Annotated in this window: 12 protein-coding genes; 7 read left to right on the top strand and 5 right to left on the bottom strand. The window is 53.1% G+C overall.

Going from position 1 to position 13,919, the window contains the following annotated elements; all coding sequences use genetic code 11:
- Nucleotides 1-3: 3 nt before the first annotated feature.
- From GHH_RS15970 to GHH_RS15950, 5 genes are read left to right on the top strand one after another with little or no spacing between them, the layout of a single operon-like run.
- The gene (locus GHH_RS15970) at nucleotides 4-1,392 is read left to right on the top strand and encodes an O-antigen polymerase (protein WP_015375871.1); all 1,389 of its coding nucleotides are present in this window, start codon (nucleotides 4-6) and stop codon (nucleotides 1,390-1,392) included.
- Nucleotides 1,393-2,508, top strand: a complete 1,116-nt coding sequence (locus GHH_RS15965) for a glycosyltransferase (protein WP_015375870.1) — start codon at nucleotides 1,393-1,395, stop codon at nucleotides 2,506-2,508.
- Entirely contained in the window at nucleotides 2,505-3,584 is a 1,080-nt protein-coding gene (locus GHH_RS15960) for a glycosyltransferase (RefSeq protein ID WP_015375869.1), read from the top strand. The genes GHH_RS15965 and GHH_RS15960 overlap by 4 nt, the downstream gene beginning before the upstream one ends.
- Complete coding sequence (locus GHH_RS15955; protein ID WP_015375868.1) at nucleotides 3,584-3,850, top strand: hypothetical protein; 267 nt, start codon at nucleotides 3,584-3,586, stop codon at nucleotides 3,848-3,850. Before GHH_RS15960 ends, GHH_RS15955 begins: the two co-directional genes overlap by 1 nt.
- Nucleotides 3,847-5,103 carry a glycosyltransferase family 4 protein gene (locus GHH_RS15950; protein ID WP_015375867.1) on the top strand — a complete coding sequence of 419 codons (1,257 nt, stop codon included), beginning with the start codon at nucleotides 3,847-3,849 and terminating at the stop codon, nucleotides 5,101-5,103. The genes GHH_RS15955 and GHH_RS15950 overlap by 4 nt, the downstream gene beginning before the upstream one ends.
- Nucleotides 5,104-5,209: 106 nt before the next feature.
- Here GHH_RS15950 and GHH_RS15945 read toward each other — a convergent pair whose 3' ends face one another.
- The 5 genes from GHH_RS15945 to GHH_RS15925 form a co-directional block, all read right to left on the bottom strand.
- Nucleotides 5,210-6,541, bottom strand: coding sequence for a SpoIID/LytB domain-containing protein (locus GHH_RS15945; protein ID WP_015375866.1), 1,332 nt, complete (start codon nucleotides 6,539-6,541; stop codon nucleotides 5,210-5,212).
- Between the two features lie 3 nt (nucleotides 6,542-6,544).
- Nucleotides 6,545-7,222, bottom strand: coding sequence for an SH3 domain-containing protein (locus GHH_RS15940; protein ID WP_013146448.1), 678 nt, complete (start codon nucleotides 7,220-7,222; stop codon nucleotides 6,545-6,547).
- Nucleotides 7,223-7,440: 218 nt separating this feature from the next.
- Nucleotides 7,441-9,888, bottom strand: a complete 2,448-nt coding sequence (locus GHH_RS15935) for an SH3 domain-containing protein (protein ID WP_013146447.1) — start codon at nucleotides 9,886-9,888, stop codon at nucleotides 7,441-7,443.
- Nucleotides 9,889-10,125: 237 nt separating this feature from the next.
- Nucleotides 10,126-11,133 carry an LCP family protein gene (locus tag GHH_RS15930; RefSeq protein ID WP_015375865.1) on the bottom strand — a complete coding sequence of 336 codons (1,008 nt, stop codon included), beginning with the start codon at nucleotides 11,131-11,133 and terminating at the stop codon, nucleotides 10,126-10,128.
- A 32-nt stretch (nucleotides 11,134-11,165) separates the two neighbouring features.
- A complete protein-coding gene (locus GHH_RS15925) occupies nucleotides 11,166-11,807 on the bottom strand; it encodes a YigZ family protein (protein WP_015375864.1) in 642 nt (213 codons plus the stop codon).
- A gap of 219 nt (nucleotides 11,808-12,026) precedes the next feature.
- Between GHH_RS15925 and GHH_RS15920 the strand changes: the two genes are divergently transcribed.
- Both GHH_RS15920 and GHH_RS15915 read left to right on the top strand, forming a co-directional pair.
- Nucleotides 12,027-13,208: a sensor histidine kinase gene (locus tag GHH_RS15920; RefSeq protein WP_015375863.1), complete on the top strand. Its 1,182-nt coding sequence runs from the start codon at nucleotides 12,027-12,029 to the stop codon at nucleotides 13,206-13,208.
- Nucleotides 13,205-13,879 (top strand): response regulator transcription factor, encoded by a 675-nt coding sequence (locus tag GHH_RS15915; RefSeq protein ID WP_015375862.1) that lies wholly within the window; start codon nucleotides 13,205-13,207, stop codon nucleotides 13,877-13,879. Before GHH_RS15920 ends, GHH_RS15915 begins: the two co-directional genes overlap by 4 nt.
- Nucleotides 13,880-13,919 lie beyond the last annotated feature (40 nt).

Raw genomic sequence — 13,919 nt, 5'->3', positions numbered from 1 at the left:
GGCATGTTGGACGTGTTGATTGGGTTGATTGTTCTTGTCGCCTCCACCTTGATGTTTCGCTATGCAGCGGGGACGCTTTCATGGACGGCGCCGAATCTCGTGTCGATTGTGTACTATTACTCGTTCCTTCTGTCAAGCTTCATCGGCGCGCTGCTGATCGCCTTGGGGATGGACGATTACTACATGATTCGCAAGCTGTTTCGGCCTGAGGAATACCGGCAGATTGGATTTGCTGTCGTATGCTTTGTCATGATCGTGTTCCCGCTGTCGATGGTGGTCGTTTCAAGGCTGTGCGGATTTGAAGCGAGGCAGGAGTTTCGCGCCTATTTGCAAAAGCCGCTTTCTCCGTTGGCTGGAGCGACGGGCAGCCAAGTGTTTTATGCGTTTTTGGCGCTGTCGCTGCTCAGTTTTGCCGCCATTGCATATATGATTTGGAAAACGCCGACGATTCCGGTGTTTGCGCTCTTGACAGGGACGGATGAGAGCTTGGCTGCGTTGCGTGTTGAGGCGTCGCGCCATTTTGCCGGAAACGTGCTCGTTCGCAATATTTTTGCCATTACGCTCACGCCGCTTTTGTCGTTTATCGCTTATTTGTTTGCCGAGCTGACGCACGAGTGGCGGTGGAAGCTGCTGTTTATCTGTCTGTTTGTCGGGGCGGTGTTCGTCAATGTGTATGATTTGGCCAAATCGCCGATTTTCTTTTACGTGATGATGTTTTTGCTGATTCGCATCTACATTGGAAAAACAAGGCTGTCGGCGGCGAAATTGGCGTTGTATGGGGGAGTAGGGGCGGCGGTGCTCGTCGGCATGTACATCGTCATTCAAGGGGTGCAAGATGTTGCGACCTTTTTGTCTTACAACAAAGGCCCGATCGGCCGCATGATTTTGGCGCAAATCGCGCCGACGTTTCTTCATTTGAATTTGTTCGGCGAAGCGCTGCCATTTCTTTATGGAAAAAGCTTGCCCTCGATTTTAACAGGGTTGTTTGACGTCGAGAATGTCCGCTCCGCCCGCCTCGTGATGGCGCACGTGTTCCCAGAGCGGATTGAAGACGGGACAGGGGGAGTGTTGAACACCCTTTTTGTCGCTGAGGCGTATGCCAATTTCGGTTATGTGGGGATCGTCATCGGCACGCTGTATGTCGGTGTCGTGACGCAGCTGTTGTATATTGGGTTTCTACGGCTGCCAAAAAATCCTTTGTTTTTAAGTTTGTTCGTTTATTTTTCCATTAACATCCCCCGCACGCTCGTCGGTGGGTTCACCGATTTTTTGTTCAATCCGACCTGGGTGCTGCTCGTGGCATTGTTTGGCGGAATGGCGTTGTGGCTGCGGGTGCAGGGGGATTTACGGGCATGGTTTGCAACGAAAAGGCGAATGACCGATGAGGGATGAATGATGAAAACCGTATTGATTTATTACCCGTTTTCACTCGCCGCGGAACGAAACAGCGGGTCAAAGCTGCGGCCGTATGAAATGCATCAAGCGTTTTTGCGCTGGGGAGCGAAAGAGGGAGTGGACGTTCTTCTGATCGCCGGCACGTCAGCCGAGCGGGAGAAGCAATTTCAAGAGCTCCGCAGCCAAGGCAAGCTCGATGATGTCTGGTTTTGCTATATGGAAAACCAGACGATTCCGCTTTGGCTCACGGACCCAGGACACCGGCCGCAACGTCCGTTCGTCGACCGAGACGTTCTCCGCTACTTGAAAGCCCGCAATGTTCCGATCGGCGTCTTTTACCGCGACGTCTATTGGAAGTTTCCTGATTTGTATCCGCTCCGCGGTTGGAAAAAAACGGCCATGCAAATGATGTACCGTTGGGAAGAACGGTTTTACGAGCGGTACTGCGATGTCATCTTTTTGCCGAGCCTCGAAATGGGAACATACGTCGCGATCCGCCGCCCGATGGTCGATTTGCCGCCGGGTGGGAAGCAAAAGCCGTTTCAGCGGTTCGGGACGGCGAAACAGCCGCTGAATGCCATTTATGTTGGCGGCATCAACAATGCCGACTATGGGCTTTTGCTCCTGCTTGAGGCGATTCGCTTGGCCAACCGCCGCAAGCCGCTTGTTTCGCTCACCGTCGTCTGCCGAAAAGACGAGTACGAGCGGCAGCCGCTTGCGGTGAAAGAAGAGCTTGCCGCCTTGCAAGTGCGCGTCGAGCACGTCAGCGGCGAAGCGCTCGACCGTTTGTATGCGGAGATGGATTTCGCCTTCATCCCGCGGCGGCGGAGCGAGTATAATGATTTTTCCGTTCCCGTCAAGCTGGTTGACTATCTGTCGAGCGGCCTGCCGATTGTCGCCACCGCTTGCTCAGCGCAAAAGCGGTTGATTGAAGCGGATGGGTACGGCGTCATTTGCGACGACAACCCGTCGTCGATGGCAGAAGCGATCGCCAAGATGGCCGACATGCTCGAGGAGTGCCGCTTGCGCATTGCGCAGACGTTTATGGCGAAACATTCGTGGGAAGCGAGAGTGGAAAAGGTGAAAGAAACGTTGGTGGGGGGCCTCCGATGAAAGTCGCCTTATTGGCTCCAAGCAAATCGATCCATACGCATAAGTGGGCCCGCTTTTACCAAACGCAAGGCATTGATGTGAAAGTCGTGACGTTTAAAGACCATTACGGGCCGGAGCAAGCGAAAGAAGTCGAGACAGTCGTGCTGCCGAAATGGCTGCCGGGGAAGTTGTCGTATTTTTCCACTGTCTTTTCATTAAAGCGGCTGCTCGCTTCGTTTCAACCAGATATTTTGCACGCCCATTATGCCTCCAGCTACGGGTTGATCGGGGCGCTTGCTTCGTATCATCCGTTTTACGTCTCCGTCTGGGGGCGCGACGTGTATCAGTTTCCGAATGCCAATCGTTGGAACCGACGGATGCTTGAATATACATTCCAGCGTGCGGATGTCATTTGTTCGACAAGCCATGTGATGGCGAAAGAAACCGGAAAGTATACGGACAAACCGATCGAAGTGACGCCGTTTGGTGTTGATGTCGCCCGCTTCAAACCGTTGCCGAAACAGCCGAAACGGACCGTGACGATCGGCACGGTGAAAGCTCTTTCCGACAAGTACGGGATCGCCGATTTGATTCGGGCGTTTGCCATTGTGCACGAGCGGCATCCGCAAACGGAGCTGTTGATCGTCGGCGACGGGCCGCAGCGGAGCGAATACGAGGAGCTGTGCGCCCGCCTCGGCATCCAATCCGTGACGACGTTTGCCGGCAAAGTTCCGAACGAACAAGTGCCGCTGTATATCAATCAAATGGATATTTTCGCCGTGCCTTCGACGGAAGACAGCGAAAGTTTTGGCGTTGCCGCCGTCGAGGCGATGGCGTGCGGCGTTCCCGTTGTCGTCTCCAACGTCGGCGGGCTGCCGGAAGTCGTTCGTGAGGGAACAACGGGGTTGATCGTGCCGAAAAACAGTCCGGAAAAGCTGGCGGAGGCGTTCGAACGGCTGCTGCTTGATGAGAGGCTGCGGCAACGAATGGGGGAAAACGGCGTCAACCATGTCCATGAACATTACGATTGGACGGAAAATGCGATGCGCATGATCCGATTGTATGAACAAACGTTGAAAGGCGGTGGAGGGAGTTGATGAGGAACAAAGCCGTCATGTCAGCCGCCGCGGTTGGTGCTCGTTTGTTGCCGAAAGCGGAGGCTAAGTCGCGAAGCCGGCGGCTTTCCGTTGGCAAGCTCATGATGACCGTCGGTTCGCGGCAACGATTATCCATCCAAGGACAGCGGGACGATGCCAGGGGGGCGTTTCCCCTTTTCCACGCCTCGTTTGCGCTCGCCTCTTGGCGCTCGAAATGGAACGTTCGTTTGCGATTTTTTGGGAAAGTGGTGTGGAGCGGGCCATGAGGATCATGTACCTATGCCAACACTTCCCGCCGGAAACAGGCGCACCGCAAATTCGTGTGTATGAGGTGAGCAAAGAGCTGATCAAACGGGGGCATCAAGTGGAAGTGCTCACGGCGTTCCCGCATCATCCGCACGGCGTCATCCCCAAGCCATACCGCGGCCTGTTTTATTTGTTCGAACAATGGGACGGCATTCCCGTTCATCGGACATGGATTTATCCGTCGCCAAAGGGGAGCTTTTGGAAACGGCTCGCTTCGTATTTTTCGTTTACGTTCAGCTCGTTTTATTCGCTGCTTGTGAAAGCGAAGCCGACGGATGTGATCATTTGCAATTCCCCGCCGTTGTTTTTAGGGATCACCGGGTACGTGGGTGCGAAGTTGAAACGGGCGAAGTTTGTTTTCAACGTCGCCGACATTTGGCCGGAATCGGCCGTTGAGCTCGGCATTTTGAAAAATCGGCTGTTCATTCGAATGGCGAGATGGCTCGAGCTGTTTTTATACCGGAAGGCGTGGAAAATCGCCGCCGCGACGGAAGGCATTCGCGATTATATGATTGAGCAAGGGAAAGCGCCCGAAGATGTCTTTTTATTGCCGAACGGCGTCAACACGGATGTGTTTCGCCCGTTGCCGAAAAACAAGAAGCTGCTCGCGGAATTAGGGCTCGAAGGAAAAGTGGTGTTTACGTACGCCGGAACGATGGGATACGCCCAAGGGCTCGATTCGGTGCTGCGGGCGGCGGCCATCGTCAAAGCGAAAGATGAACGGGCGCATTTCCTGTTTGTCGGCGACGGCCAAGAGCGGGAAAAGCTGATGGCGTTAAAAGAAGAGCTTGGCCTTGACAATGTGACGTTTTACGGATCCGTTCCGGTTGAGAAGATGCCGGAGATTTTCTCCATCACCGATTACAGCATCGTTTCGCTGCGCAACATCGACTTGTTTAAAGGAGCAAGGCCGTCGAAAATTTTCCCGGCGATCGCCACCGGAACCCCGGTGCTGTATTGCGGCGAAGGGGAGAGCGCAGAGATTTTAGAAACATACCATTGCGGAAAAATCGCTCCTCCAGAAAATCCCGAACAGATCGCCGCGGCGGTTCTCGAGCTGCTTTGCCTTCCGAGAGAGGAATACGAAAAGATGGCGGAAAATGGGCGCAAGTTGGCGGTGGAGCAATACTCATGGATTCGCATTGTCGACGATTTGCTTCACGCCCTTGGCGATGAAACAAAACGTGAATCCGTCAGATGGACAGAAAAATAGAAAAAGAAGAAAGGGCGTTCCGCTCACAAAGAAGGACGCCCTTTTTTGTTCCCGCGTGATGCCGAGGTGGAGAGCAAAATCCCGTATGACATCATGGACTCTGTCGCTAGAACGAGACTTCAGCACCGGGGAAGTAGTGTTCTAAAATTTGCTCCGCCGTCCATCCGCGCTCGGCGAATGCTTTTGCTCCGTATTGGCTCATGCCGACCCGGTGCCCCCAGCCTTTTCCCGTGACGGTGATCGAGCTGACCCCTGACGGCGAGGCGGAAAGCGGCATGATGCCATCCGTTGTTTGTACTTTGATTCCTTCGACGCCGGCGAGCGAAACCGTTCCGTTCTCTGTTTGGACAGAATAAGATGACAAGGAAGAGGCGGCGATGCTGCCGTTCGTCGTTTGAATCGACACGGATGGACCGCTTTTTTGCACTTGAATGTCGAACCAGTTGGACGGCAAGATGCCGTAAAATTGATTGCCGTCTAGCGGGAACAGTTTGCGGATGGTCGTTTCATTGCCTTTCACCGTTTTTTCGCCGGCCGAGGTTTCAATCGTGACGGCCCCCACTTCCCCGTTCGCGCCGGTTTTGGTGATCGAGACGTCGTATAAAACAACCGATGGATCGGTGAGCCCGAACGAACGCAGCAGCACAGACGGGGAGAAGGTGAACGACCAACGGCTGTACGGCGATGATTCATACGGGTCATCGACGCTCGCCAAATATGGGTAGGCGGTTTGCGACGAGTTCCAGACGTCGCTTACGTTGGCGGTTCTGCCGCCGCTTGTCGAGTGGTAATACGTTTCAATGACACTGCCATTATATTTAAGATACAATCCTCTTGTCGCATCCACTGCCTCGTTCGATCGGGGAGATTCTCCATCATATCCTTTATACGTCTGTGTGTTTGGATTGGTCGTCAAACTTGTTTTATGTTTATAGGCATAGTTTCGGGCTGCAATGGCTTGCGCCTTCAGCGCCTCAAGCGGCCAAGAGGCAGGCATCTCGCTCGGCACGACTCCTTTTAAATAATCTTCCATATCTAAAATATTGACAGCATACAAGGCGCTGTTTTGCAGGCGAATGTCGACGCTTCCCCGATACCGCGTTTGGTTCACCTTGACAAGGGACAACGGCGCCGCGCCGATTGTTTCTTGAATAGTAAATCCGGTGCTTGAAAAATCCGTCTTTCCATTGTACGTGACAAACACGGTCGAAGAGGAAGACCGAAATGTCAGATTTGTCCCGCTTGGCAACGGGGTGATCGTCAACGTCTCTTTATTGACGATTTGATAGTTTCCTTCGACGGCGGCTGTCACCGATGCCCCTTTATATAAAAGGACTTGCACGGGATTGTTGTACGTTTTCACCCCAGCGGCGTTCGAGGCGGAAGGAGAGGTGATGAGCCAAAACAGGACGACGGCCAACCACGCTAGTTTTTTCACCGTCTACTTCACCTCACCAAATTCAGCGGCCATCCAACCCCGCCGCCCGTCAGACAGCTGCACGTTGTACCATTTCTCTCCTTTGCTGTTGGTAAACGGCTGGATATAGACCATCTCTGTCCCTTTTGGAACGGTCGCAATAATCGGATAAGAAGTCGTCGCTCCTTTTCGAATATTGACCGCGGCCGTGGCGATGACGTGCTTGGTGCTGTCGCTGCTGACAGCGGATGTCGAGACATCGCCTGAATGGATCCATCCTTTCAGCGATGAAGATAGGACGACGTTGTACCAAAGTCCTTGGGAAGTAAGGTGCGCCCCGACGACTTGCAGTGAAGCCCCTGCCTGTTTATAAGTGATGACGCGGTAGCTCGTTGACGCTCCGCTGCGGACGGCCGCATTGTTTTTCGCTACATAGACGACAGAAGGCAAAGAAGGCGAAGCGGGTTTGCTGGCAAGTTGTTGTTGAAGCTGTTGAATTTGTTGTTGCTGGGCGGCCAGTTGTGCTTTCAGGTTGGCAATGTCGTTTTTCATCGGGTTGAGCTGGGACGTCACCCAGTCGACGCTCGCTAACACGACTTCTTCCGATGCTTTCATCGCCGATGGCGTAAACAAGAGGGCGCCTGCCGTCATTCCGACCGCCAGGCTGGCAGCAACGGCCCATTTGGCTTTTCGTTTCATCATGTTCATCTCCCCCGTTTTTGGATATGGAAAGAAAGGAGAATAATAGCTTTCCTAAAAGGCCGGTGAAACACAACGGATTCGCTTGGTTCATGAGGAATCGCAAGGAATGAAAACGCGATGTTGCCATGTTTCTCCAGCTTGAGAAACACCGTTGCCAAAGCTTTATATCCGTTGCATCATCGGCCTTCTCATGCTATTATTCTCCGAATGTGAACAAACTAGAATTGGCTGAAGTATTCTTCCAGTCCTTCGCGAATGCCGACGGCTGCTTTTTGGCGGAACGCTTTCGTTTTGAGCAGCGCCTCTTCATTCGGATTGGAGATGAAGGCGAGCTCAACAAGAATGCTCGGCAGCTCGTTTTTCCGGTTGACGTAAAAGTCTTGCGTTTTATGGCCGCGGTCATATGTTCCGAGCTGTTGGACAAGATGTTTTTGCACGATGGCGGCCAACTGCTCGCTTTTTGGCCCGTTGAAGTTGCTCGATACGTTGTAGTACGTTGTCGTTCCGCGAGATGTCCGCGAGTACGAGTCGGCGTGAATGCTGATAAAGGCGTCGTAGTCGGAACTGTTGGCGATCCATGTCCGTTCCGACAGCTCCAAAAAGATGTCGGTGCTTCGCGTCAATTTCACGATCGCTCCGGCCCGCTCCAATTCTTCTTTTAGCAATAAGGCGGTGTCCAGCGTAATATCTTTTTCCCGCGTGCCGCCAGGGCCGATCGCCCCGGTGTCGTGCGCCCCGTGCCCTGCGTCAATAATGATTTTTTTGCCCTTGAGTCCGGTCTCGAGAATTTTCAGCGCCAATCGGTCGCTGTAATGGCGAAGGGTGAACGTGTACCCCGGTTCAAAGGTGATGAGCAGGCTGCTGCCCGTCCACTCCACCGTTTGGATGCCTGGAATGTCGGTCGACGGGACTTCAGCGTAGGAAAACGAGCCGGTGATTTTCAGGCGATTGCCAGGCAACAACGAATAGGAGACGCGGAAATTAGACGTTTTTTTCCACGTCAAATAGGCATTGTCGTTGATGGTCGAAAACGTCGGTTCCACGAGACTATTTAAGGCGACGGTAGAGGTGCTCGATTCTTCCACCCATCCGCGGACGCCATTGGATGTTTCGACATTCAGCCATCCATGATATTCGTAAAGGACAGCAAGCCGCTCATTCGCTGCCAGCGTCTTCAACGATTGATAGTTTGAAGAGGCGCCTCGGCGCAGCGGAGTGCCCGCCTGTTTGACGTATACGTAGGATGGGGCGTTGACTTCAAACGCCGGCATCCATCCCGTTTTCCCCGATGCAGAGGTGACTTGCACCCAGTCGAACGGAGATGCTTCTGTCGTCTTCAAAACCGTGACCGTTCGGTTTTTCGCAATCCGCTCGATGACGGCGGCGCTCAACGAAGGTTCGGCAAACAGCGCCGCATTAGCGGTTGTCACCTGCTTTTGCTTCCCCTGGCTGGCTGGTGGGGAAAGGTAGGATTTGGTTACGACCGTCTCGTGCACCCAGCCGAGCGTTTTTCCATTGAGGGACACTTTGTACCAAAGCGCTCCCGACGCATCTTTGGCGCTTGACAGGCTGTTCAGTTTGGTTCCTTTTTTCAGTTGGGTGACGACTTTTGCTTTTAAAGATGGAGCTTGCCGCACATTGGCGACCGACACGCTGACCGTCAGCGGCTGGCCTGAGATGCTGGACGTATCCGAGACACCGCTTGGAACCGAAATGGTTGATGACATCGTCAACACTTTTTCCGACACCCATCCCCGGACATGTCCGAGATCAACGCGGTACCAAAGTTCCTGACCATTTGTGACGAACAAATCGATCACTTTGACAGATTGACCGCGTGACACTGTGGCGACGGCGCGGTAATGGACGCTCGCCCCGCGGCGAACCGGGGAGGACTGCACAACGTTCATGAATGTCGGCAAAAGTGTCGGAAGCTGTTTGGGTATGTAGATCTGTTCCGTTTTCACCCATCCTTTGACTCCCGCCCACTCCACACGCACATACTGTTCCCCGAGCGAATTGGTGAACTCGGCCATGATGGAGACGACATCGCCGTTAGACAGTGTTTTTACGACCGGATAGTAAGGGGATGCCCCCTTGCGCATCGCGATGTCGTTGGCGGCGATGACCGCACGCTTTCCGACGAGCATGGAAGGTGGTTGGTTGGAAAAGCTGTCCGCACGCGCCCAGCCGGTGACGCCTCCGTACTCGATGCGGTACCACGTTTCACCATAGGCGTTTTGAAACTCGTCTATGACGTTCACTTGTTGGCCAGCGGGAATCGAACCAACGGCCCGATATGAATCGGTTGCCCCTCTTTTCAGCAACGAGTCTTGCTTGGCGAACATCACGTTAGGGAAGGCGGAAGAGACATGCGCTTCAGAAAAGTCGTCTGCCCGCGCCCAGCCCGTGATGCCCTTGTATTCGATGCGATACCACGTTTCGCCAGCAGCATTTTGGAACTTGTCGATGACCTTTACTTGTTGGCCAGCGGAAATGGATTCGACGATTTGATAGGAATCCGTCGCTCCTCTCCTCAGCAAAGCGTTATGCTCAGCGACCATGAGTGTCGGTGAGGATGAGGAAGGACTTCCATCGGCGGCCAAGGCGGCTGACGGCCATAGCGGGCAAGTCGCCAACAAGACGGAAAGAAGCGTTTTTTTCAAGGATTCGATCCCCCCTTTTTCTCAAGTTTGTGTTTTCTATACTATCATAGCGAATTTTGCCGTTTTATCCAACCCGAATTCAGTCCTATTATGAGAAAAAATGAAAAGTTTTGTTGAAAAAGAGAGAAAAAAGCAGAGGACATGAAAGGTTGTGCTCTTTCATCATCATTGCGGCATGATACGCTGTAAATGGAAAAAGGCGCCCCATTGCGTTTGGGAGCACCTTCTTTGTGATCGTTAATTTTGGCTTTGTGTGGATGGTGAATCGCTGCGCGTGAGGGAGGCGTTGGACGTCTCGAGCGCTTGCCGCAGCGTTTCATTGATTGAGCTGACCGATTGCTCGTCCGGGATGTAGTAGTACACGCCGTTGATCGTTTCGTCGTATCCTTTCAAATGCAAATTTTCTACATCCGCGTTTTTCATTTTTTGATAGACGTAGATGAATGACAACAACTCGGACGGAGGGATGTTCGTCCGCACGTGATCCCCTAAATCGGCGATGACGTCATCCAGCTTCGGCAGCGAGGTGATGGACGTGCTTTTGTCAATAATGGCGCGAATGACTTGCTTTTGCCGCTCGTTTCGGCCAAAATCGCCGCGGGGGTCCGATTTTCTCATGCGCACATAGGCGAGCGCTTCATTGCCATTCAACTCTTGTTTGCCTTTATGGAACGTATGCCATTTGAGCGAACCTGTCAGCTGAGCTTTGAATGTGAACGGAACATCCACCGTGACGCCGCCTAGGGAATCGACAATTTTTTCGAACCCTTCAAAATCCGTCGTCACGTAATAGTCGATCGGAACATTGATCAGCTCATTGACGGCTGCAATGGTCGATTGAATGCCGCCATGACTGTAAGAATGGGTGATTTTGTCTTTCCGCCCTTCGCTCGGGATGTAAACGCGCGTATCGCGGGGAATGCTCAACAAATACACTTTGTTCGTCTTCGGATTGACGGTCAACAACATGACGACATCAGACCGCCCCTCCTCGTCGTGGTACTGGTTTTCCACTCCGACTAACAGAACGGTAAATGGGTCTTTGCGCATCTCAATGTTTCTTGCCGGCTTGCTTGATGGATCAAGCGCTTGATAAATTTTGCTTGACGCCTGTTTCGCCTCGGAGTAAATATTGTAGCCAAAGGCGCCGACACCCCCGAGCAACAGAAGAAACACGAGCAAAAAGAATCGGCGGAGCCGCTTTTTTTTCTTTCGCTTTTTCACCGTTTTTCTTGTATGATTCATCGTTTAACCCTTCTTTCCTTTACGGTGTCGTTTTAGGAAGACGAAAGCAGCCGCTCGGCATACTCCATCGCTCCCGCCTGAATGTCCGCCCTTCCGTTTGTCAGTTCGGTCATCCACTCGCCGAACGAAGACTGGCCGTCCTCGGGAACGAGAACATCAAACGTGACGCGGTCGGCATATTGGATATTTTTAATAGTATATACGGAAGAGCGCAGCTCATTTTCCACCTTCCCAAGCCACGGGTAGTCGATCGTGACATGCATGACGCGCATGAGCCGACGCTCGACGATGCCGGCGGCGTTCAGCCCCTCGGAGACAGCGCGGCTGTAAGCGCGCACCAACCCGCCCGCGCCGAGCTTGATGCCGCCAAAGTAGCGGGTGACAACGGCGACGGTGTCTTTCACCCCTTTTTTCTTCAGCACCTCAAGCATGGGCACCCCTGCGGTGCCGCTCGGCTCGCCGTCATCGTTCGCTTTTTGGATTTGGTCATGCTCGCCGATCAAATAGGCGGAGCAGTTGTGGGTGGCATCCCAATGCTTCTTCTTGATTTGTTGAATAAAGGCGACGGCCTCTTCCTCGGTTTCAGCGCGATTGATATAGCAGATGAACCGTGATTTTTCGATCACGATCTCGCGTTCGCCGTATCCTTTGACCGTGTAATATGTTTGCAACAAAGCAAAACACCTCAACATACAAAAAACGCGAAAACGGTTTAATTTTGTTCATTTTTTTGCATGAATGGCTAGCGCTCTACTCTCATTATGGTAAACTGAAAATAAAAGAGCAATAGATAGGGCATGCTTTTATTATTATAAATCGACAACTTTTTTCCTTCAAACAAATTTTGCTGGCGCCCATGCGCACCGCTTGGCAGCGCTGTTGGAGGTTGGCAAATGGCTGAGGCAAAACAGTGGGACGTGAAGCAATTAGATCGGATTGTCGAAAAAATGATCGACACCGTTCAACACAGCAAAGACGAAATTTTCCGCATCGGGGAGCAGTCGCGTCAAGAGCACGACCATTTGCTTCGCGAACTCGAGGAGGTGAAGCGGCTGACCGTGCAGGCGATCGAAGAAGCGGACCGGCTCGAAATGGAGGCGCGCCGGGCGCGCCGCCGCCTGTCGGAAGTGAGCCAAAACTTTTCGACCCACTCGGAGCAAGATATTCGCGAGGCGTATGAAGCGGCGCACGAGCTGCATATGAAGCTGACGATGGTGCGCGAGCGGGAGAAACAGCTGCGGCTGCGCCGTGATGAACTCGAGCGGAGATTGGCGAGCCTTGCGCAAATTATCGAACGCGCCGATTATTTAGTTGGACAAATTACGGTCGTGCTCCACTACTTAAACAGCGATTTCCGCCAGGTCGGCGAGCTTATTGAAGGAGCGAAGCAAAAGCAGGAATTTGGGTTGAAAATCATCGAAGCCCAGGAAGAAGAGCGGCGGCGGCTGTCGCGGGAAATCCATGACGGCCCGGCGCAGCTGCTCGCTCACGTCCTTCTTCGGTCTGATTTGGTCGAAAAGGTGATCAAAGAGCGAGGGACAGAGGCGGCGATCGCCGAGATTCGTGATTTTCGCAAAATGGTGCGTTCGGCTTTGTCCGAAGTGCGCCGCATCATTTACGATTTGCGGCCGATGGCGCTTGATGATTTAGGATTGGTTCCGACGCTAAAAAAATACTTGCAAACGACCGAAGAATATAACAAGGGAGTCCACATTTCCTTTGTACATATCGGCGAAGAAATTCGGCTGCCGTCGCGGATGGAGGCGGCCGTGTTTCGGCTTGTCCAAGAATCGGTGCAAAACGCCTTGAAGCATGCCGAAGCGCGCCATATCGACGTCAAAATGGAAGTGACGTGCCACCATCTGCTTGTCAGTGTCAAAGACGATGGCAAAGGATTTGATCCATCGGTCAAAAAAGAAAATGCGTTCGGCTTGATTGGAATGCGGGAGCGGGTGGAGCTGCTCGGCGGCACGCTCGACATCCGCTCAAAGATTGGCAGCGGAACGACCGTGTTCATTCGCGTTCCGCTCGACCGTTCGACTGACAAAACGAACAAGGAGGAAAGGAAACGATGAAAACACGCATCGCGATTATCGACGATCACCAGCTGTTTCGCGAGGGCATCAAGCGCATTTTGGAATTTGAGGGCGATTTTGAAGTCGTGGCGGAAGGAAGCGACGGAAGCGAAGCGCTTTCGATCGTCGAAACATACCGCCCCGATTTGGTGCTGATGGACATTAACATGCCGGACATCAACGGCGTTGAGGCGACGAAACAGCTGATTGAAGCTTACCCTGATACGAAAGTCGTCGTGCTGTCGATTCATGACGATGAAAACTATGTCATGCGCGCCTTGCAGACGGGAGCGACCGGGTATTTGTTAAAGGAGATGGATGCCGATACGCTCATTGAGGCGGTGAGAATCGTCGCGGAAGGCGGATCGTATTTGCATCCGAAAGTGACGCACAACTTGATTCGCGAATACCGCCGCTTGACGTCGGAAAAAGGCGGCGTGGCGGTCAAACAAGAAGTGCGCCGTCCGCTGCATTTGCTGACGCGGCGCGAGTGCGAAGTGCTGCAGCTGTTGGCCGACGGCAAAAGCAACCGCGCCATCGGCGAGGCGCTTTACATTAGCGAAAAAACGGTGAAAAACCATGTCAGCAGCATCTTGCAAAAATTAAACGTCAACGACCGGACACAAGCCGTTGTGGTCGCGATCAAAAACGGCTGGGTGGAGGTACGCTGAACGGAACGGGGGCTCTCGCCAGTCTTTGCAGCGGTGCATT

It is taken from the genome of Geobacillus sp. GHH01, assembly GCF_000336445.1.
GTDB classification, from domain to species: Bacteria; Bacillota; Bacilli; order Bacillales; family Anoxybacillaceae; genus Geobacillus; species Geobacillus zalihae.
The sequence above is the reverse complement of the archived record's forward strand: the minus strand, read 5'-3'. Positions and strand labels throughout refer to the sequence as shown.